Below are 21740 nucleotides of genomic sequence, written 5' to 3'. Positions count from 1 at the left end.
CGAGCATCTTAATTTTCCCTTGTGAATCAACCAAACGGTCACCAGCAGAAACCCATGGAAAAAACCTACCAGCCAGAAAACATCGAGCGCCAGTGGTACGAAAACTGGGAATCCAAAGGGTACTTCCGCCCCCGTTCAGAAAAGGCGGAGGGGGGCGAAGGCGAATCCTTCAGCATCGCCATCCCGCCGCCCAACGTCACCGGCAGCCTCCACATGGGTCATGCGTTCCAGCACACCATCATGGACACGCTCACCCGCTTCAAGCGCATGCAGGGCCGCAACGCCCTTTGGCAGGTAGGCACCGACCATGCCGGTATCGCCACCCAGATGGTGGTAGAACGCAAGCTCGCGGTCGAGGAAGACAAAACCCGTCATGACCTGGGCCGGGAAGAATTCATCAAGCGCATCTGGGACTGGAAGGCACATTCCGGTGGCACCATCACTGGCCAAATCCGCCGCCTTGGTAACTCGGTGGACTGGGACCATGAACGCTTTACCATGGATGACGGCTTCTACAAAGCGGTACAGGAAGTGTTCATCCGCCTGCACGACGAAGGCCTGGTCTATCGCGGCAAGCGACTGGTCAACTGGGACCCGAAACTTCACACTGCCATCTCCGACCTGGAGGTCGAGAACAAGGAAGAAAAAGGCTTCTTCTGGCATCTTCGTTATCCTCTGGCTGACGGCGAAAAGACGCAGGACGGTAAAGACTATCTGGTTGTGGCCACTACCCGCCCGGAGACCATGCTGGGCGACACCGCCGTGGCCGTACATCCTGATGATGAGCGTTACCAGCACCTGATCGGAAAATTCGTTGACCTGCCCCTGGTGGGCCGCCGCATTCCGATCCTCGCAGACACCCATGCCGACCCGGAAAAAGGCAGCGGTTGCGTCAAGATCACCCCGGCCCATGACTTCAACGATTACGCCGTAGGCAAGCGCAACAACCTGGTGATGATCAACGTCATGACCCAGGACGCCTGCATCCGCGATATCGCCGAAGTGATCAACGCCGATGGCACTGAAAACACCGATGTGGACGGAAGCTTACCGGCTGCGTACGCCGGCCTTACTCGCGAACAGGCCCGTAAGCAGATCGTGGCCGACATGGACGCCGAAGACCTGGTACAGGAAGTGGAAGACCACGTGCTGAGCGTGCCAAGGGGCGACCGCTCCGGCCTGATCATCGAGCCCATGCTTACCGACCAATGGTTTGCCGATGCCAAAACCCTGGCGAAGCCGGCGATCGAAGCGGTGGAAGATGGTCGTATCCAGTTCGTGCCCAAGCAGTACGAGAACATGTACTTCGCCTGGATGCGGGACATTCAGGACTGGTGCATCTCTCGCCAACTGTGGTGGGGCCATCGAATTCCCGCCTGGTACGACGCCGAGAGCAATATTTATGTCGGCCGCAGCGAAGAGGAAGTCCGCCAGAAGCACAATCTTGCCGCCGACCTGCAGCTGAATCAGGACGACGACGTGCTCGACACCTGGTTCAGCTCCGCCTTGTGGACCTTCGGCACCCTGGGCTGGCCGGAAATCACCGAGCGGCTGAAAACCTTCCACCCCACCAACGTTCTGGTGACCGGTTTTGACATCATTTTCTTCTGGGTGGCCCGGATGATCATGATGACCATGCACTTCATGAAAGATGAAGACGGCACGCCTCAGGTACCGTTCAAAACCGTGTATGTGACCGGCCTGATCCGTGATGAGCACGGCGACAAAATGTCCAAGTCCAAGGGCAACGTCATCGATCCCCTGGATATGATTGACGGTATCGGCCTGGACGAGCTGCTGGAAAAGCGCACGGGCAACCTGATGCAGCCCAAACTGGCCGAGAAAATCGGCAAGCGCACGCAGAAGGAGTTCCCGGAAGGCATTTCCGCCCACGGTACCGACGCCCTGCGTTTCACGCTGGCAGCCATGGCCACCACTGGTCGCGACATCAACTGGGACATGAAACGCCTGGAAGGCTATCGCAATTTCTGTAACAAGCTGTGGAACGCCGCCCGTTATGTACTGATGAATACAGAGGGTGAGGATTGTGGTGTTAACGGTGAGGCCGTGGAGCTGTCGCTGGCAGACCGCTGGATCATCAGCGAGCTGCAAACCTGCGAGCAGGACGTCATCCGTCATCTTGACCAGTATCGTTTCGACCTGGCCGCCTACGCCCTGTACGAGTTCATCTGGAACGAATACTGCGACTGGTACCTTGAGCTCTCCAAGCCCGCACTGAGCGACGACAACGCCAGCACAGAAGCCAAACGCGGAACCCGCCGCACCCTCGTCCGGGTGCTTGAGGCGGTTCTGCGCCTGGCGCACCCAATCATGCCCTTTATCACCGAGGAAATCTGGCAGCGCATCGCGCCCCTGGCGGGTAAAACCGGTGAAAGCATTATGCTTCAGCCCTACCCTCAGCCCGACACTAACAAGCAGGATGCCGCCGTGGCCGCCGATATTGAATGGCTGAAAGGGGTGATTGTAGCGGTACGAAATATCCGTGGTGAAATGAACATTTCCCCGGCGAAAGCCATCCCGGTCCTGCTTCGCGGCAAGGATTCGGAGGACAAGCGCCGGCTGGATGAGAACCGGCAGTTTCTGTCATCGCTGGCGCGCCTGGACAACCTGGAGTGGTTCACCGAAGGCGAAGCCCCCATGTCGGCCACCCAATTGGTTGGCGAGATGGAAGTGCTGGTACCCATGGCCGGCCTGATCGACAAGGATGCCGAACTCAAGCGACTGGACAAGGAGCTAGAGCGACTGCAAAAAGAAGTCGGTCGACTTGAAGGAAAGCTCGGCAACGAAAAATTCACGGCCAAGGCACCAGCCGAGGTGGTGGAAAAAGAGAAGGAAAAGCTAAACGACGCCCAAGGCAGCATGAGCCGGCTTAGCGAGCAGCGAGCTGCCATCGAGGCCATGTAGCCCATGACCGGGCCAGCGAAGAATAAAGATCTGCCCGAGAATGGCCACATCGCCATTCTCGGAGCAGGCTCCCAGGGGCAACTCTGGGCGGGTTACCTGACAGCCGGCACGGTCATGTTTCTTCCTCGTCACGAGGTTACCCCAGAAGCAGATCACCCCCCCTCACTGACCTACACGTTCCAGCCGTTCGAGGGCCCGGAGGTAACGGTGACGGTTCCCTATCTGCTCGCCGCAGAGGCACGCCCTTCACTGTTGATGGTCACCACGAAGGCGGGCGATGCACTTGGTGCCGTTGAATCCAACCTCCATTACGTTTCTCCGGACACCCCCATTGTCCTGTTCCAGAACGGCATGGGCTGCCAGCAAGCTGTCGCCGAACGTTGGCCACAACGACCGATCCTTGCCGCCAGCACCACCGAAGGGGCGAACCGACCAGCACCAGGCTGTACAGTTCACGCCGGCAAAGGCGAAACCTGGGTTGGTCCACTAACCAGGAGTGCGGAGACGCATCTGAAACAGGTAGTAACGGCGCTTGGCAGCAGTGGGTTAACCGTTCACGCGGAGCAAGACATTCAGAGGAGGCTGTGGGACAAACTGATCATCAACGCGGGCATCAATGCCTTTACGGCAATCCTCGACTGCCCGAACGGTGACATCCTCACGGACCGGTTCTATCTGGAACACATCGATGAGCTATGCGATGAAATCGCAAAGGTGATGAAGGATGACATCGGGGAAGCTCTGTCCTCAATCACGGTCCGCGAACGCATTGAAACCGTTGCCCGCAGAACAGCGCGGAATACCTCGTCCATGCGCAGCGACAGGCAGCAACGCCGCACCACCGAGATTGACTTTATCAATGGGTATATCGTCAGGCGCGGGCATGCGCTGGGCATTGACGTTCCGATAAACCAGATGCTGACGGACCGGATCAAACAGCTGTCGCCGTAGATGTCAGGAGGCACATCCTTCAGACTCTGAACGCTTCCACAAGACGTTGCAGTGACGCTGTCAGTTGTGACATTTCCCGTGACGACGCCAGGGTTTCCTCAGCGTTATCTGCCGTTTTCTCACCCAAGACACTGATCTGTTCAACGTTGGTATTGACGTTCTTCGCCACGGCAGACTGTTCCTCCGCCGCCTGTGCAATCTGATGGCTCATATCAACAATGGTCGAAATACCCTGAGCAATCCGATCCAGCGCTTCCGTCACTTCCGCCGACTTCTTGACCGTTGTTTCAGTCACCTCATGGCTATTGGTCATGGCAGCAACGGCTTCCTTAACACCACTTTGCAAGCGACTGATCATACCCTCGATTTCTTCTGTCGATTTATGGGTACGTTGTGAGAGCGAGCGCACTTCGTCTGCCACCACCGCAAAGCCACGACCCTGCTCACCTGCACGCGCTGCCTCGATGGCCGCATTCAATGCCAGTAGGTTGGTCTGCTCCGCAATGGCCTTGATTTCGACCAGAACCTGACTGATGTTATCGCTATCGGCGTTGACCCGGTTGATGACCTCAACCGCACCGGAGATTTCGGTGGCAAGACGGTTGATGGTGGCAACGGTATCCGCAACCACTCCGCGACCTCTCTCGGTATCCTCTTCAGCCGCGCCAGCGCTGTCGGACACTCGATGGGCACTCTCGGTGACCTCGTTGACCGCTTCCACCATCTGGTTCATGGCTTCGTTGATCTGGCCGGACTCCTCCATCTGCCGCGCAACGGCCTCGCTGTTCGCAGCTGCCGTATCGTTGACACGAGTGGCCTGCCGGTCCACGTCTGAAGTCGTACTGGTCACCGAGCGGATCAATTCGGCAATCCGGTCCGTCATGTTATTAAACTCGGTGGTCAGCTCACCCAGCTCATCACGATTATCCAATTGAATGTGAGTCGTCATATCGCCTTCAGCCACGGATCTTGCGGCCGTGCTGAAACGGTTAATAGCCGTGCGTACCGACATGAAGAAGCCGACATAGAGGTAAACCACCACCAACAGAACAATCACCAGTGCGGCAATAATCAACTGCCGTTGCTGCAGTTCACCTACCAGGCGTGAGTTAAGGTTCGCGCCAACGACGTCGAAAATTCCGGCCTTGAGCGCATCGTAATGGGCAAGCTGGTTTTCGATGGTACGGTTGAAATCCTGCCAGGGTAACTCCAGGCGCATGGGCGTAATGATATTGATATCCAACTCGTCACGCACAATCACCAGACTCTCGAGAATGCCCTCCACAGCATTACCTGTCGTGTCTTCCAGGGTCTGCGATGCGTCCATCGATACGGTTAATGCAGGCCCAAGCAACGAGGCGCGGTTGGTCAGCTCATCATAGATCTCATTGAGCCCGTCACTGAGGTTGTAGCCCACCTGCCCATCAAGGAGCGCAAATATTCCGAAGGTTCTTGCACGACCAATAATGCTACGGGCATCAGGCAGCGATTCACGTAATAGTCCCAGGAGCAGTAGGTTTTCCCGGGATGCGTCCTGCCCCAGGCCAGAAATTTCAATGGTCGCGGACAAAAGCGCCCGCACTTTCTGGACGAACTCCTGATAATACTTGAACTGGGGATCGATATTACCCTGATAACTGTCAGTCGATTTGAGCGTTTGCCACTCTTCCAGCAGCATCGTTACCTGCTGAGACCAGTTACCGGAAGCATCAAAATGAGCCTCTGCGCTAACAAGTTCCTCGAGAATTCTATCAATCGTTTCTGACGACTCTGCAGATTTCGAAAGCAGTTCATTGTCATCCTTGATCTTGCCAGGGGCGCGAAAGTCCCGGTACGCCATGGACTCTGCCAGCAGAGCATCCACCTTTTCGAGCTGCTCCAACCCCTCAACGCCCCGGGTCATGGTATCAACCGACCGGTTCAGCTCACTGATGACCAACCAGGAAAGGGCAATAATGGGAAGCAGGAACAACACACTGATCAGGCTGAACTTGTAGAACATCGGCAGCCGATTCATCAGCGCTACTGCAGGCTTGATAAGCTGGTTCACGTGTACCCCCACAGAAAGCATCGAAAGGATGGAACTTTATTCTATTTGTTTATATTGACGACTAAAGTACTACAAACTTGAGTGTTTTTTGGCGTAAATATGTAATTTTTGTCAAAATGTTGCGATCAGAGCACACCAGCAATAACCAGCAGCGCAAGGATGCAGATCCAGACCAGCATGCTTCGGTTCAACAAATCCCGCATTGCCTCCAGGCTGCGGCCACCAAAACTGGCCCATTCATCTGGATGGATTCTGGAGAACCGTTCCGGGTCGAGCGCATAACCCGTCAACGCCGCGCTCGCAGCTCCCATCAATAGCTGGCTGGTTCTGAGGCTGGAATCAAACAGCATCCGTTTTCCTTCTTTCATCCAACCAGCGAGGTCACCCGCAACTCCGAACGTGAAGGACAGTAGTCGTGAGGGAAGCCAGTTGAGTATCTCCGCCAGCACGAAAAACCCCGGCCTCGCCGCCGCATGTGGCCAGTGATCCCTCAATGCGATAATCCCCCTCGCAAAGAAGGCTGCCGCAATACCGCCAACGGCATACCAGAAAGCGACCAGAAAAAAGCGCTCAAAGACGTTGACCATCAGCGTACGTGACAATACCAGATGCATTTCATCAGGCGACGTTGCCGAGCCACGCTCCTCGGCCGGCAAACTATCCCTAACGTGATGCCACGCGGACTGCATGTCGCCCCTGGCCCAGGATTGACTGTATACCTCCAGGCGCGCACGCCAACCCGGCGCACCCATCAACAACACCATCAGCAAAAATTCCAGTGGATACGCAGTCATGCGCCAGCCAATGGTGTGCAGATAGTACTCCCCAACCGCCAACATCAGCGAAGGCACAAGAATAATAACCAGCCCTTTCCACCGGCTCGCCTCGCTACCAGATCTTCCGGCATCCTCCCGGTTAAAGGCGGAACGCCACAACGGCTCAGACGACCAGGCGTTCGCCGCATCCAGCTTGCGCCTGACCAGGTAGGCGAGTAGGAAAACCACCAATACCATCAGTTATCCGCTCCGTTGCCATGCCCGGGACCAAGCAGTTGCCGGTATCGGGGCCAGTCAAAAGCCGGGCCAGGATCGGTTTTGCGACCGGGTGCGATATCGCTGTGCCCCGTGATCCGCTCTGGCGTGATGGTCGGCCACGACTTCATGATCAGTACTGACAAATCAGTAAGTACCTCATACTGAGCCGCGGTGTAGGGGATGTCGTCTGCGCCCTCCAGCTCAATACCGATTGAGTAATCATTGCACTCCTCTTGGCCCTGAAAGCAGGACCGCCCCGCATGCCAGGCGCGGTCCAACAAGCTGACAAATTGAAGGCATGCGCCATCCCGTCGTATCAGCAGGTGTGACGAAACCTTCATATCGGCGATGGTCTCGAAATAGGGGTGTTCTGAGGGGGACAGTTGGTTGCAAAAAAACCGTTCGATGGCATCGCCTCCGAACTGCCCAGGAGGAAGGCTGATGTTATGAACAACCAGCAGGGATATTGCCGCCCCTTCGGGGCGTTTGCCAAAATTTGGAGACGGGCACCAACGGGCGCCGGCTACCCGACCGGTCGTCCGTAATCCGGCGACAGCCGGTGGCGAAAGGTCAATGGTGTTACGGGAAGGAATGGTTTCAGACAATGTCGTTCCAACAGGCCGGTGTCGAACGGACCGTATAGTCGATACGTTCGTCATTGTTGCTTTGATGCTCCTGATTGAAGCACAAAGTCCCCGGTCTTGCTATACGATCAGTCCTTGCGGCTACTGCGAAGGTTGTCGATGATGGATTCCAGCGCTCGATCGAATATCAGACCGTCGTCCAACATGGAGATCTCATCCGCTGCGAGTGCCAGTGCCAGGTTTTCACGCTGATATTCGGCCACTTTGGCACCACTGCGATTTACGAAGATGTACTTGCCCGTCGCCTTGATAAACGCCGCCAGCTTGCAGCGGGTTTTGCTGCCATCACGGGTCAGCTCGATCCAGGAACCAACACGAAGGCCGTCAGCCCGCTCCAGCCACTGAGGCTCGACACTTGCCCCGGAGGTCTCCACCGGGGCCGGGGCCTCTGTCGCCGGCTCTTCAGGGCTTGCCGCGGGGCTCGCTGATGCAGACACGGCGGTATCCAAGGGCTCGGAGGCGCCTGACACTACGCCCTCAGTAGGTGGCTCCACTTTTTCCGGAGCTTTGGGCGCTGCATCCGGCACACCCCTGGAGATCACAGGCGGTTCTGCCGCTACCTTTTCGGGCGCAGTCTGAGGTTCAGGTTCGGGCGCCACGACAGGTCGTGTCGTGGTGACAAGGCGCTGGAACACGTCCACGTGGGCCAGCTCAAGGTCTCTTATGGCGGCGTCGGTCGCAAACGGGTCCCACGAGATTTCCTGCAGGGCACTTCTCAGACCGTCGACGATTCCTGGAATCGACCTCAACAGCTCGCTGCGGGTGCTGTCCTCAACGGGCCTGGGATCAACACTCCATATGAGTTTCCGGGTAAGATCACATGCTTCAGCCCAGCGTTCACTGTCTTCACCCTCACGCAGCACAATCCACTGCAAATACTTGGCCCACGCCTCATTCAACAGCGTGACAACCGGTGGAGACAAATCCCGACCGGTAATCTGTTCATTCAGCAGGTTCTCAGACGCCTTGGATGCCCTCTCCTGCTTTGCCCTGCCTTCCTCTGCATCACGCAGGCGCTGCTCCACAAGCTCCCTGCGACGCCGGTCCAGATCCATGAAATGACCGAAATCGCTGAGCAGCTCACTGAAAATATCGACGTTGTCGGTGAATTCATTCAGCACGCGATCGACCACCGACTCGATCTTGTCCCTTAGCGGATCACGCTGGCCGGCCTTCTTCTCGGTCCAACCGATAGCGGACATGGCCAGCTCATTCAACAGCTTCCGTACAGGATGCCCACCCCGATTAAAGAAATTATTGTCGCTCAGAGCCACCTTGAGTACGGGAATCTGAAGGCGCCCGATCACAGCCTTCATCACCGGGTGGAGCTGACGGTCCTCCAGGATAAAATCAAACAACATGGACACCAGGTTGATGACGTCGCTGTCCACCTGGCCGACGTCATGTTTTCTCCCGGTTTCCGACCGGAACACCTGCTGTAGTTGCTCTGACAGGGGCACAACCTCACCCTGCCCCCAATGGACAGACTGAGACTGGATTTCGTGAAGCCTGGTCATCAGTGTGCGGGTATCGAGCGCGCCGGCGCTCGGCACACCACCGCTCTCCGTGCCGTGCTCCGTCGAGCTCTGCCCCTGGTGCAACAGAGCACTCAGTTCGGAAAATGTTGCCCGCACATCGTCAGACGGCGCAGTGAGAGGCCCAGACGCATCCGATTCCGAGCTTGCTGACAGCGCGCCGGTGGTCCGTCCCCCAGCAGGGGCAGACTTGCCAGACGCACCCTGGCCACCAACCGGCGGGCGACGCATGTCGGGCAGCACCCCTTCGGCGATCAGTGTTTTGTTGGCGTCCTTGTAAAAATCGCCCAGGACACCCACCAGCAAGCGGTCGAACAGTTTAAGCACCACCAGCTTGGCACGGATATCGATATCCAGGTCAGAACAGGCTTCCGCAACCCCCCCGCAGATTACCTCCGGGCTCAAGGGCATCTGGCTGTCCTCCAGACGCACCGAGGGCAGCAGGTGAGCTACCCGCACATTCAGTAGACGTATAACGTCCGCATGCTGGTTACGCAGTTTGTTTATCAGGTTGTCGATGGCGACCTGTTGCTCCAGATCGGAATGGTCCAGCAACTCCAGCGAGTCCTGGTCCACTTCATCCAGGGTGCCACTGCCACCGCCCGGCTTGAACGAGCCAATGTCATTGAAAGCGCGGCTGACATACTGCAGCACCGACACTGTCATATTCTTGCGACGCAGCCTCAACTCACGCATGGCGTCAAAGTACGCGGTCTGATCCTGGTTGCTTCCAGCCTTGTCCGCCAGCTCAAAAAGCGCGTCATCTGCCTTGTCGAAAAAACCAGACAGCACAGACTTCAGTGATTGACCCGATACGTCACGCAGGCGTACCAGAGAGCCCGGCAGGGAAAACCTGTCAGGAAGCTTCTGGCTTTTGAGACTTACAACCTTGTTATCCTGCGCCATTCGGCTGCTCCGGGTGGTATCTGGAGAAATGTGTTATTGCACATCTTAGGCCTTACACACGTCACCTTGTGTCAGAATTTGTCACCTTTTGTGTTTAAGTGATGGTCGTCACAGTTTAGCACCCCCACCCATCCACGTTTGGCGAATCTGGCTGTGGCCTATAGAATCACATCCGCGCATAAAATGTGCCTCCAAACCGCCACTGAACGACCGGAAACTCTGCCATGATCCCAGCCGAACTGCTTCGTCAGTCCCGCATCGAAACCGTTGCACAAAGCCTGCGTGAAGACATTGGAGATGGCGACATCACTGCCATGCTGATTCCACAGGAGCGTATCAGTCGCGGCCATGTCATTACCCGTGATGCCGCAACCATTGCTGGGCGGGCATGGGTAGAAGAGGTGTTCAGGCAGGTAGATCCGGGAGTCAGCCTGAGCTGGCACGTGCAGGACGGAGACGAAGCGAACCCCAATCAGTCGTTGTTCGTCATGGAGGGCCCCGCCCGGAGCCTGCTCACCGCCGAGCGCTCAGCCCTGAACTGGCTGCAGTTGCTGTCCGGCATTGCCACCACGTGTGCCAGCTATGCCCGCCGGGTAGCCCATACCGATGTTCAGCTACTGGATACCCGAAAGACGCTGCCAGGCCTAAGGCTTGCGCAGAAATACGCGGTCACCTGTGGTGGCTGCCATAACCATCGCATTGGCCTGTGGGACGCCTTCCTGATCAAGGAAAATCACATCGCCGCCTGTGGCTCCATTGCCAATGCAGTCAGGGAGGCCCGCCGCGTTGCCCCTGGCCGACCGGTGGAAGTGGAAACCGAAAACCTGAACGAACTGGACCAGGCCCTGGCCGCAGGCGCGGATATCATTATGCTGGATGAGTTTTCACTGGAGGACATGCGTCAGGCGGTTATCCGCACGGCCGGCACCGCAAAGCTGGAAGCGTCCGGCGGCATCAACAGCAAGACGCTGGTACCGATTGCCGAGACCGGTGTTGACTATATCTCTATCGGAGCACTCACCAAGGATGTCCGGGCAGTGGACCTGTCCATGCGCCTGGATACCCACGACTGATTCTGCCGGGGAACCAGCCTATCCACTCAGGGCTGACCGGACAGCAGGCGGTCCATTTCCGCCAGCTCACCAATCAGGCCGGCCCCGGACTCTCCCCTGCCCCGGAAGTGCTCTTCCGCCATCGACGCCATACCCGACACCTGAGGCAGGGGGTGACCGCCCTCAATCAACTCTTTCATCCGGCTAACAAAGACGAACTGCAGCCACTGGGTAAATTCCAGGGTGTCCACGGCAAACGGCTGGGCGCTCTGCAGCGCCTCTGGCGGTGGCGGCTCACTCTCCCATGCATCGATCCGACGCAACTCAATCTCTATCTGAAGCAGGCTGTCCGCGACACGGGTGGTATGGTCGGACGAATTCGCCATAGTTACGCTCACTCTCAATCTGCCAGGGGTTCCAGTTCAACGGATTCGCCATGAAGCACTCGGTACAGGTCTTCATACTGCCGTGTCAGTGGGTGTTTCGGTGCCATATGGATCAACGGTTGCCGGCTCTGGTGCGACTCCTTCATCTTCACGGAACTGGACAACCTCACCGGCAGTACCGGTAGCCCCTCTTCCAGCAGCTCGCGTACCAGTTTCTTTGGCAGGCTGGCGCGTGGCTGGAACTGGTTTGCGACAATACCTTCGACCACGAGGTCTTCGTTGTGGTCTTCCTGCAGCTCCTGAATCTCGTGAAGGATGCTGTAGAGGGCCTGACGGGAAAAATCATCGCAATCGAAGGGTATCAGGCAACGCTGCGCCGCAATCAATGCCGATCGAGTGTAGAAATTGAGCGCCGGCGCCGTATCAATGTAGATTTCGTCAAACGACTCACCGAGTTTCTTCAACGCTTCCCGCAGCTTGTAGATCTTGTGCTTGGCTTCCAGTTTACGCTCCAGAAAATCCAGCTCCGGACTGGAAGGCATGACAAAGAGGTTGTCGAAGGGAGAGGCGTGGACAAATTCGTCAGCGCGCCGATTAAACACGGTAAACGCCACCGTCTGCTCAAGATAGTCGGCGACGGTATCTTTGAGCTCACCTGCTGGCTTACCCAGCAGGTAGTGGGTGGAATTACCCTGGGGATCAAGATCGACAACCAGTGTTCGTTTGCCCCGGGCGGCGCTGATCGCGGCCAGGTTACAGGTGATACTGGACTTGCCGACGCCACCTTTCTGGTTAAACACTACTCGTCTCATGTTGCTTCCTCTGACAGTTTCCCTGCGAATATAACGCCTTACCAGCCCAACACCGACTTAACGAACGGAATCGTCAGCCGCCGCTGGGCGCGTAATGAGTTCTCATCCAGACGATCCAGAATCGCCAGTAGATCAGCCAGCTTTCGGGGTGCTCGCCTGAGTATGAATACAGCCACATCATCACTGAGGACAAGGCCGCGCTGCTCAGCCCGCGCCATCAGTATCCTCAGGCGATCATCGTCGCGATGGATCCCCAATTGAATGGTCAGCCCATGGCTCAACCGGGACACCAGATCCTGCAGCCCGAATGGCAGCGACGCCGGGAGCTCCGACAGGCTGACGACCATCAGATTACCGTGGTCACTCACTCGATTGTACAGATGGAAGATGGCCTCTTCCCAGTGTTCCTGGCCCGCTATGAGATCCAGGTCATCCAGGCAGATGACGGACTGGCCTTCAAGCCCTGAGAGCGAGTCAGGGCCCAGGGGCAACAACTCCTCCATGCTGACACAAACGGCGCTCCGCTGGTTTTGCTCCGCGAGATGGCAGGCCGCCTGTAACAGATGGCTTTTGCCGGTATCAGCGTCGCCGCAGACGGCGATGACGGGTACAGCGCCAACCTGTTCGCAGGCGGACTTAAGCCTCGCCGCAGCATCTGCATTTCGGCTGCCATGAAAATTGTCGAAACGGGCGTCGTCTCGAAGCTTGACCCCTAACACCAGCTGTGACGCACTCACTGTCTTTTTACCCTCCATGCTCTCAGGCTCCACACGCCAATGTAGTGAGCGCCGCTGAATATGGCTGAAGCCGCCACCAGCAGAATGCCAACCTCCATAACCCAGGGTTGCATCGGCAGATCCGCCAGCAGAATGATGATCGCGAGGGCGACCAGAATCTGGATCAGAGTATTGAGTTTACCGGGTAGGCTTGGCTGCATCTCGAAGCGACCGACACCGTAATGAAACACCAGCCCGCCACAGACAATCAGGAGATCCCGGCCCAGCACCAACCAGAACAGCCAGGCTGGAAGTACGCCAGTCAGCACCAGCATCAGATAAGCGGTGATCAGCAGCGCCTTGTCGGCGAGTGGGTCGGCAATGGCGCCAAGCCGGGTTCGCCAGTTGTAATGGCGAGCCAGGAACCCGTCAAAGGCATCCGTTGCGGATGCCAGAAAAAATATCACCAGAGCAAAACGGTATTCCTTGGCCATCAGGGCTGCGGCAAAGGGAGCAATCAACAAAATGCGCAAAAAAGTCAGCGCATTTGGAATCCAGCGCCAGCGGTGCGTCATGACATGACTCCCCCAATACCGAACACCGCGATATTATTCCCCGTCTCCCGACTCGACGATGGAGGCAGGCTGCCAGCGATAATGAAGCACCTGATAGAGTGACTCAAACGCCTGCTCTGATTCTTCCTCGTTTGCCAGCAGAGGTTGGTAGACGAACAGCGGGTTTGCTGAGGCCGCAGCGCTTTCCGTGCTTTGTTCCGCCAGTGCAATACCACCCTCCGGCGACCGCTGTACCGGTTGCGCCTGCGGCTGACCGCCGGATTGACTCTCATCACCGGTGGGCATGCGGGAGATCTCGGCGTCTGAAAGCGGAACCAGCCGCGGGTCCAGGGCAATGTACTGCTTCAGCTGCTCCATTTCCCCTGAAAACGCGACCCGGAGTGTCAGTTGGTCCTTCCTCGCTCTGGTTGCTCCCGCATCAACCACCGGCGACAGGTTTTTAAGAATGCCATTCACCCGGGCATAGTCCCTCAGATTGCTGACTCCGTGCACAACGATGTCTACCTGTGGAGACTCACCGACATCACTGCCAGCAACCGCATAACGATCTGCGAACATTTCCGCCCAGCGCCCGACAACGGCAGCGGCCAGAGCTTGCGGAGTCTCGGCGGTCACCGATTGCTCTGTACTATCCAGCCCCATACCGTCAAACACCCATCCGGCACGCCACTGTGATCCTGAACGGCTGACCCGTACCAATGACATCAGGTCATGTTCCATATCCTCGGACGATCTACGGACACTGGACGTGAACTGTCCCCAGATGTCCGACAACAGTTCACGGTCGTCCCGGTATTTTGCTGGAGGAAGGCTCACGGGCAAACCGCGGTCGACCGCCGCGTCCTGAAAGACTCGACGCCACTGCTCACCGGCGCCAGTCCCGGCGTTGTCGTTTCCCTGATGGACCAGGGTACGGCGGCCACCCTGTTCGACCGCAATCCACGCCAGGGTCAGTGGCCGGTTCGCGCCCCAGACCGGCGCATCCGCGGAAGCCAGCGCTCGGTTAACGCCAACCGCGCCAAAGCTCATCCGCAGCCTGTGATTTCCCGCGTCGGAACGCAGGAACTGGTAGGACTGAAGCAGCGACTCGGCGTTCGCCAGAAGCTCCGCAACGCCTTCGTTGCGCAGCACGTCGCGGGTGCCGGAAACGCGCACAAACACCCGGCTCAGCCCGTCCGCGTAGCCCTGCTCCAGCTCCTGTGACTGGGAGCCCGCAACAGGAACTTCCACCGAGTAAAGGCCTGTGACGGTAACAGCTGCCGCTGGCGCGGCCATCAACGCCAGAACGCCAAACAATTGGAGTGACTGACGGATTATCCGCGCTGCCTGCATCGAGATTTTTCCTGAGTCTGGCATGAAACACCCTGCGATTCGTCTTAATGGCGCATAGGATACACCAAGCCCCCTGGTGTGAGTAGCTAACCGGGATTGCAGAAAGTCAATGCGGTGCCACACTGCTTAAAGGGTGACAAACGGGGCAATTGCATTTGGAGCGCCGTTCCGCACCTGTTAAAATCCGCCGCCTGTCCCACTGTCCAAACGGTTAAGCACACCATGAGCGAACAGAAGCCCTCCCTCACCTATCGTGATGCCGGCGTTGATATTGATGCCGGTAACGAACTCGTCGACCGCATCAAGAACACCGCGGCGCGCACACGCCGCCCAGAAGTACTTGGTGGCCTCGGTGGCTTTGGCGCCATGGTGGCCATTCCTCCTGGCTACAATGAGCCCGTGCTGGTGTCAGGCACCGACGGCGTCGGCACCAAGCTTCGACTTGCTATGCAACTCCAGAAGCACGACACCATTGGCATTGACCTTGTAGCCATGTGCGTCAACGATCTGGTAGTGGGCGGGGCCGAGCCCCTATTCTTCCTGGACTATTACGCTACCGGCAAGCTGAATGTGGACGTGGCCGCCCAGGTTGTAGACGGCATTGGCGCTGGCTGTGAACAGGCCGGCTGCTCTCTGGTGGGCGGTGAAACGGCGGAAATGCCGGGCATGTACGAAGGGGACGACTACGATCTGGCCGGTTTCTGTGTGGGTGTGGCAGAGCGCAGCGAGATCATTGATGGCAGCCACGTGCAGGCAGGCGACGTTCTGCTCGCCCTGGGTTCTTCAGGCCCTCACTCCAATGGTTACTCCCTGATTCGCAAGATACTGGAAGTCAGCAACGCGGACCTGAACCAAACCGTTGCCGACGTTACCCTCGCAGATGCCCTGATGGCGCCCACCCGCATTTACGTGAAAAATCTGCTCCAACTCGTCCGCGAAGTGGACGTTCGTGCGCTCTCCCACATTACCGGCGGAGGCCTTCCAGAGAACATTCCCCGGGTTCTGCCTGACGGCATAATCGCAGCCATCGACACGGACAGCTGGCAGCTGCCCCCGGTTTTCCAGTGGTTGCAAGATGCCGGTGGCGTTGCCAGCGAAGAAATGTACCGCACATTCAACTGTGGCGTCGGCATGGTTGTGTGCATCCCGGCCAACCAGCGCGAACTGGCCCTTGATACGCTGAACGCTCTGGGCGAAAAAGTCTGGCAGATCGGAATCATTGAAGCCTCTGACGACGCCACGGCCTCTGCATCGGTACGTTATGCGCCGGGGCTGTTGTCGGCATGAAGGCAGATTCCGTAACCGCACCACGCATCCTGGTCCTGGCCTCCGGCAGCGGAACCAATCTCCAGGCCCTGATTGACGCCAGCCGGGAGCGGGACTTTCCCGGCCAGATCGTCGCGGTAGGATGCAACCGACCGGGCGCCTTTGCTTTGGAGAGGGCAGCCCAGGCCAATATCGATACTTTTACCGTGGATCATACCCATTACGGTTCCCGCGAGGAGTTCGACGGCGCACTGATGGCGGAAATTCGCCGCCACAACCCGGACCTGATCATCCTGGCCGGCTTCATGCGCATCCTGACCACGGATTTCGTGCGGGCACTGCGTGGCACCATGCTGAACGTGCACCCGTCCCTGCTCCCCAAGTACACCGGGCTGAGGACCCATCAACGGGCGCTGGACGCTTGCGAGACGACCCACGGCGTGTCCATCCATTTTGTCACCGAAGAACTGGATGGCGGGCCGGTGATTGCCCAGGCAGAAGTGAGCATCTCCCCGGACGACACCCCGGAATCCCTGGCAGAAAAAGTTCAGGAGAAGGAACATGTGCTTTATCCGATCGTCGTGCGATGGTTCTGTGAAGGACGCATTCAGCTGGGCACCGACTACGTAGTGTTCGACGGCCAGCCATTGAACCAACCTCTGGTGCTTCCCGACGAGAACGCAGACGCCTCGGCCTGATAAATTTATCGTCATCTCCGGGAGCAACCAGTCGCGCTAGACTGTTCAGTTATGGGTGAAGCCCCTATCTGCCATAGCAACCGGAGGAGTCGCATGCCACTGAAACACAGTCCCACAGCCTTGACCGCCCTGTTGACCGGGGCGTTGTTTTTCGGCGCTACGTTGGTACACGCCTCGGATGAGCAGGAGAGCGTCGCTCTCCAACCCATGAAGCTCAGCTACAATGCATCCCTGGACAAAGGCATCTCACTCAATGGCGATGCCCGCCGCATTCTGGAGCAACGGGACGATGGCACCTGGCACTTCCGTACCGACGTGGACTCTTTCGTCGCCGATATCGACGAATCGTTGATTTTTCGATGGGAAGACAACCAAGTTGTTCCCCTGCGATACCGCTATGAGCTGTCCGGCCTCCTGATCAGGGACCGGAAGGAAGCGATCGACTTTGACTGGGACAACATGGTGGTCAGCGGGCATCACGAGGGCGACAAGTTTTCGATGAAACTGGAAGAAGGCGCCATGGACCCGATGGGGTACCAATTGCAACTGAGCCAGGACATCAAGGCGGGCAAACGCGAGATGGAATACCGCGTCATCGACAAGGGCGACTACGACACCGATCGGTTCGCCGTCGCTGGCGAAGAGACCGTGAATATCGACGGCAACGACGTCAAGACGCTCAAGGCTGAAAAAGTCCGCGACAGCGATAGCAAACGCGAATCCCTGATGTGGTTCGCACCGGAGCGTGACTATCTGCTGATTCGATTCCTTCAGGTGGAGCCAGACGGCAGCGAGTATGAACTGACCATCAGTGACGCCAAGGTGGGTCACTAGAGCGGTGGTCTACTGGCTGGCGGTCGCCCAGACCGTCTTCACCTCATCCGCAATGATTCGCAACCCCTCAGCCACGCGTTCATCATCCTGTGAGTAGGTCACCCGCAGGCATTCGTGGCGATGCTTCCAGCCGTCTTCAGGCAGACCCGGGAAGAAGTAGTGCCCGGATACCACCAATACCCCTCTTTCCTTAAGCCGCTGATAGAGCTCGAAACTGGTAATGGGCAGATCGGGAAACCACAGCCAAAGGAACATGGCACCCTCTGGTTTGTGAACGTACCAGTGGCAGCTGCCCTCCCCCATGGCATCCCGGAACACCGCGACAGCTCGCTCCATTTTTGCCTTGTAGAAGGGGCGGACCACGTCCCGGCTGAGTGACAGGATTTCCCCGGAGCGCACCAGGGGCTCCGCCAGCATGGCACCGAAACTGCCTGTCGCTAGGTTCATGATTGCGTTGATTCCCGACATCGCCTTGATCACCGGCTCCGCCGCAATCACGATACCGGTACGCGCAGCGGGCAAGCCAAGCTTGGATAGACTGAGGCACAGGATCACCTGATCATTCCAGTGGGGTGTCGCATCCACAAACAGCAGGCTTGGAAAGGGCGTTCCGTAGGCGCCGTCCACAATCAGCGGGATGTTGTGCTGGCGTGCCATGGATTCGAGTCTCGCCAGTTCCTCATCAGTAACCACGTTGCCGGTGGGGTTGGTGGGCCGTGACACGCAGATCGCGCCGGTTTCGGCTGTTACTTCAACGGCATCAAAATCCACGCGATACTTGAACTCATGGGCATCGGTAAAGGAAATATCCGGTTGCACGGCATGAAACAACCCCGGCTCGATTCCTGCGTCGGCATAACCGATGTATTCTGGCGCCAGAGGCAACAGGATGTGCTTGTGCACGCCATTTCCATAATCGCCGCCGAACATATTGAACAGCATGAAAAACGCGGCCTGGCTGCCGTTGGTCAGGGCGATGTTCTCCGGCTTCAGTCCCCAGCCGTACTCCCGGTTCAACAGCTCCGCCAGCGAGGCAATAAACTGCTTTTCGCCCTGGGGCGGGTCATAAATGCCGACCAGCCTTCGCATGTCACCATCATTTTGGGTGATGTCAGCCAGGATCTGCTGAAGTCGTTCCTGGACTTCGGGTATATGGCCGGGGTTTCCGCCACCCATCATGATCATGTCGTCGCCGGATGCGAGGGCGTTGCCCAGGTCGTCCATCAGCGAGGTAATGCCCGCATCTGCAGTGAACTTTCGGCCGAATGAGGAGAGTTTCATGGTGTGCATCTATACCAGTTTGGAACGGGTTGCGCTTTCACAGTTTACACAGTATAGGACAGAGCCGGCAGAGCCGCCGGTCAGTCGTTCAGGGAGATGCCCAGGTTGCTCACGCCATCATTCGCGGCGTCGGCGCGGATGCGTTCGACGAACTGGCTTGTGGGGGTGCGCTGGCGTTTGAGGGCCAGGACCAGGTCGCGCTGGAACACTTTGTCTTCTTTCATCAGAGGATGCTGATCCAGCAGCCGGACCAGTTCGTCCTCCGCCAGGTCTTCGCCTTCGGATAGTTCAACAAAGTTCATCACGGTGGCGGTGGCCATCTGCGAGGCGTCGGTTGCGCGATGCTTGCCCGGATTGAGCCGGTTCAGCAGCGCCTGCTCCAGCAGCTGGCAGACGTCAAAGGCCGGATAGACACCGTAGGCGTCGTAGGCGTTAACGTCAGGCGACAGCGCTTCGAGTTTCGCCAGCAATTGGGGAATGGCCGCTTCGGAAACGTCTTTTTGGAGCATTTCCCAGCCGAGATCGAGCAACTGGCGCATTTTCGCGCCGGTTTTCAGCTCAACGGCGTCCGCAAACAGGGCGTAGTTGGGAAAGGAGCGTTCAGAGAGGGCCATCAGGAAGGTGAATTCCCGCCAGCCCTGCAGTTGTGATACCGCTTTCAGAAACTGATTGGCGTTCACTGTGGCTCTCTCCTGAGGGTAACGCTCATGTTCGCGGCAGGGTCACGCCTGTTTGTCCGAAGTATTTTCCGCCCCGGTCTTTGTAGCTGGTTTCGCAGATTTCGTCGGACTCGAAGAAGAGCATCTGTGCGACACCTTCGTTGGCGTAGATTTTAGCCGGCAGGTTGGTGGTGTTGGAAAACTCCAGGGTAACCTGCCCTTCCCACTCGGGTTCCAGCGGTGTGACGTTGACGATGATACCACAACGCGCGTAGGTGGATTTGCCCAGGCAGATGGTCAGTACGCTGCGGGGGATACGAAAGTATTCCACGGTGCGGGCCAGGGCGAAGGAGTTGGGCGGTATGATGCAGACGTCGCCGGTGTAGTTGACGAAGCTGTTGTCGTCGAAGTTCTTCGGGTCCACGGTGGCTGAATGGACGTTGGTGAAGATTTTGAATTCGTTGCTGCAACGGACATCGTAGCCGTAGCTGGATGTGCCGTAGGAGATTACGCGGCCTTTTTCGGTTTCGCGGACCTGATCGTATTCGAAGGGTTCGATCATGCCCTGATCCCGGGACATCCGGCGGATCCAGTGGTCGGATTTGATGCTCATGGGTGACGTCTCGTATCCATAAAAAAGAGAGGCGGTAGTTTACCTGTTCACTTAATGACTGTCGAAGGCTTGCCCGCTAATTTTGACCGGTCCCGGAATCGCGGCATTGGGGGCTGCGGCTGCGGAGAGGACGGGTTTGAAACACGCCGTTAATACGTCCATGTAGGCTTGAGAAAAACATCCATGTTTTTCACAGTTTCAAACCGGTCCTCTCCGCAGCCGCGATTCAGCTTTCGAGATGTTCGCCTAGTGCTCTGTTACCGAAACACTGGAAATTGAACCGGTTAGATTTCTCTCCCTCGTGGACAGTTCAGCGCCGACCCGGCGGGCTATGTCCTTGTAGCGTCTTGCCACTTCCGAATCGGGTTCTGCCACCACAGATGGAGAGCCGCCGTCGGTCTGTTCGCGGATGGTCATGTGCAGGGGGAGCTGGCCCAGAAGCGTGGTGTCGTATTCTTCAGCGATGCGTTCGCCGCCGCCGTGGCCGAACAAGGGCTCTTCGTGGCCGCAGTTGCTGCAGATGTGGACGCTCATGTTTTCCACCACGCCCAGCACGGGGATTTCCACCTTGCGGAACATTTCGATGCCTTTTTTACCGTCCAGCAGGGCGATGTCCTGGGGCGTGGTGACGATGACGGCGCCGGTGACCGGGACTTTTTGGGCGATGGTGAGCTGGATGTCACCGGTGCCCGGGGGCATGTCGAGGATGAGGTAGTCCAGTTCATTCCACAGGGTCTGTTGCAGCAGTTGCATGACGGCGCCACTGACCATGGGGCCGCGCCAAACCATGGGGGTTTTGTCGGTGACGACGAAGGCCATGGAGTTGGCTTGCAGACCGTGGGCGTCCATGGGGACGAAGTATTTGTTTTCCCGGGTGTCGGGGCGCTTGCCTTCGGGGACGCCCAGCATCATGCCGATGCTGGGGCCGTAGATGTCGGCGTCGAGAATACCGACGCGAGCACCTTCGGCGTGCAGTGCCAGAGCGAGGTTGACGGCCGTGGTGGATTTGCCCACGCCGCCCTTGCCAGAGGCCACGGCAATGATGTTTTTCACACCGGGCACGGACTGGATATCCTTCTGGCCTTTGTGGGAATGGATTCGCTGCCCCACGTGAACATCCACGCTGTCAACGCCATCAACGTCGTCCAGGGCGTTGGTGAGCAGTTCTTTCAGGGCGCCGGCGATGCCTTTGGAAGGGTACGGCAACTCGATCATCACGGTGACTTTTCCGCTGTCGTCCGCGGTCAGGGATTTCACCGCATCCAACTCGTACAGGTCCTTGCCCAGGTAGGGGTCGCGGTACTGTTGTACGGCGGTTTTCAGTGCCTGCTGTGAAATCTGTGTCATCGGAATCTCCGGTCTAACGTCGCGCGCATTTATTAGCGCGGAAACAGGTGTTTCGGGTGAAAATTATCTGCTCGGAAGGTATCATTTGTGCCCGTTTCTGGCCATAAGGGTTCTTTACCCGGAA

Annotated in this window: 19 protein-coding genes; 6 read left to right on the top strand and 13 right to left on the bottom strand. The window is 57.7% G+C overall.

Annotation, left to right across the window (positions count from 1 at the left end):
* Positions 1-54: 54 nt before the first annotated feature.
* The gene (locus AC0B60_RS16110) at positions 55-2925 is read left to right on the top strand and encodes a valine--tRNA ligase (protein ID WP_465086921.1); all 2871 of its coding nucleotides are present in this window, start codon (positions 55-57) and stop codon (positions 2923-2925) included.
* Positions 2926-2928: 3 nt separating this feature from the next.
* Entirely contained in the window at positions 2929-3876 is a 948-nt protein-coding gene (locus AC0B60_RS16105; RefSeq protein ID WP_465086920.1) for a ketopantoate reductase family protein, read from the top strand.
* 19 nt (positions 3877-3895) lie between these two features.
* Here the strand turns inward: AC0B60_RS16105 and AC0B60_RS16100 are convergent, their stop codons facing one another.
* The 4 genes from AC0B60_RS16100 to AC0B60_RS16085 all read right to left on the bottom strand — a co-directional run bounded on the left by AC0B60_RS16100 (position 3896) and on the right by AC0B60_RS16085 (position 10045).
* A complete protein-coding gene (locus AC0B60_RS16100) occupies positions 3896-5926 on the bottom strand; it encodes a methyl-accepting chemotaxis protein (protein WP_465086919.1) in 2031 nt (676 codons plus the stop codon).
* Between the two features lie 125 nt (positions 5927-6051).
* Positions 6052-6939 (bottom strand): histidine kinase, encoded by an 888-nt coding sequence (locus tag AC0B60_RS16095; RefSeq protein WP_465086918.1) that lies wholly within the window; start codon positions 6937-6939, stop codon positions 6052-6054.
* Complete coding sequence (ampD, locus tag AC0B60_RS16090; protein WP_465086916.1) at positions 6939-7619, bottom strand: 1,6-anhydro-N-acetylmuramyl-L-alanine amidase AmpD; 681 nt, start codon at positions 7617-7619, stop codon at positions 6939-6941. The genes AC0B60_RS16095 and ampD overlap by 1 nt, the downstream gene beginning before the upstream one ends.
* 53 nt (positions 7620-7672) lie before the next feature.
* Entirely contained in the window at positions 7673-10045 is a 2373-nt protein-coding gene (locus AC0B60_RS16085) for a DUF1631 domain-containing protein (protein WP_465086915.1), read from the bottom strand.
* A 224-nt stretch (positions 10046-10269) separates the two neighbouring features.
* Here AC0B60_RS16085 and nadC point away from each other — a divergent pair, with 224 nt between their 5' ends.
* On the top strand, positions 10270-11118 hold the full coding sequence (nadC, locus tag AC0B60_RS16080; protein ID WP_465086914.1) for a carboxylating nicotinate-nucleotide diphosphorylase: 849 nt from the start codon (positions 10270-10272) through the stop codon (positions 11116-11118).
* Between the two features lie 26 nt (positions 11119-11144).
* Here nadC and AC0B60_RS16075 read toward each other — a convergent pair whose 3' ends face one another.
* The 5 genes from AC0B60_RS16075 to AC0B60_RS16055 are packed head-to-tail and all read right to left on the bottom strand — an operon-like array spanning position 11145 to position 14918.
* Positions 11145-11483, bottom strand: a complete 339-nt coding sequence (locus tag AC0B60_RS16075; protein WP_465086912.1) for a YqcC family protein — start codon at positions 11481-11483, stop codon at positions 11145-11147.
* Positions 11484-11497: 14 nt separating this feature from the next.
* Positions 11498-12295, bottom strand: coding sequence for a ParA family protein (locus tag AC0B60_RS16070; RefSeq protein ID WP_465086911.1), 798 nt, complete (start codon positions 12293-12295; stop codon positions 11498-11500).
* Positions 12296-12333: 38 nt separating this feature from the next.
* A complete protein-coding gene (gene hda, locus AC0B60_RS16065) occupies positions 12334-13050 on the bottom strand; it encodes a DnaA regulatory inactivator Hda (protein WP_465086909.1) in 717 nt (238 codons plus the stop codon).
* A complete protein-coding gene (locus tag AC0B60_RS16060) occupies positions 13029-13586 on the bottom strand; it encodes a CDP-alcohol phosphatidyltransferase family protein (RefSeq protein ID WP_465086907.1) in 558 nt (185 codons plus the stop codon). Before AC0B60_RS16060 ends, hda begins: the two co-directional genes overlap by 22 nt.
* Before the next feature lie 33 nt (positions 13587-13619).
* Positions 13620-14918, bottom strand: a complete 1299-nt coding sequence (locus AC0B60_RS16055; RefSeq protein ID WP_465086906.1) for a DUF2066 domain-containing protein — start codon at positions 14916-14918, stop codon at positions 13620-13622.
* 222 nt (positions 14919-15140) lie between these two features.
* Here AC0B60_RS16055 and purM point away from each other — a divergent pair, with 222 nt between their 5' ends.
* The 3 genes from purM (at position 15141) to AC0B60_RS16040 (ending at position 17716) form a co-directional block, all read left to right on the top strand.
* On the top strand, positions 15141-16205 hold the full coding sequence (purM, locus tag AC0B60_RS16050) for a phosphoribosylformylglycinamidine cyclo-ligase (RefSeq protein WP_465086905.1): 1065 nt from the start codon (positions 15141-15143) through the stop codon (positions 16203-16205).
* Positions 16202-16882 (top strand): phosphoribosylglycinamide formyltransferase, encoded by a 681-nt coding sequence (purN, locus tag AC0B60_RS16045; RefSeq protein WP_465086904.1) that lies wholly within the window; start codon positions 16202-16204, stop codon positions 16880-16882. The genes purM and purN overlap by 4 nt, the downstream gene beginning before the upstream one ends.
* 93 nt (positions 16883-16975) lie before the next feature.
* Positions 16976-17716, top strand: a complete 741-nt coding sequence (locus tag AC0B60_RS16040) for a DUF3108 domain-containing protein (RefSeq protein WP_465086902.1) — start codon at positions 16976-16978, stop codon at positions 17714-17716.
* A gap of 9 nt (positions 17717-17725) precedes the next feature.
* On the opposite strand, the gene AC0B60_RS16035 is transcribed toward AC0B60_RS16040, so the two are convergent.
* The 4 genes from AC0B60_RS16035 to apbC form a co-directional block, all read right to left on the bottom strand.
* Complete coding sequence (locus AC0B60_RS16035; protein WP_465086900.1) at positions 17726-18997, bottom strand: valine--pyruvate transaminase; 1272 nt, start codon at positions 18995-18997, stop codon at positions 17726-17728.
* Between the two features lie 80 nt (positions 18998-19077).
* Positions 19078-19677 carry a YjaG family protein gene (locus tag AC0B60_RS16030; protein ID WP_465086899.1) on the bottom strand — a complete coding sequence of 200 codons (600 nt, stop codon included), beginning with the start codon at positions 19675-19677 and terminating at the stop codon, positions 19078-19080.
* Between the two features lie 25 nt (positions 19678-19702).
* Positions 19703-20269, bottom strand: a complete 567-nt coding sequence (gene dcd / locus AC0B60_RS16025) for a dCTP deaminase (RefSeq protein ID WP_465086898.1) — start codon at positions 20267-20269, stop codon at positions 19703-19705.
* Positions 20270-20515: 246 nt separating this feature from the next.
* Positions 20516-21616 (bottom strand): iron-sulfur cluster carrier protein ApbC, encoded by a 1101-nt coding sequence (apbC, locus tag AC0B60_RS16020; RefSeq protein WP_465086897.1) that lies wholly within the window; start codon positions 21614-21616, stop codon positions 20516-20518.
* Positions 21617-21740 lie beyond the last annotated feature (124 nt).

The sequence above is a fragment of the Marinobacter sp. V34 genome (assembly GCF_055524115.1).
Note: the sequence above shows the minus strand (reverse complement) of the source record. Positions and strands in the feature narration are given on the sequence as shown.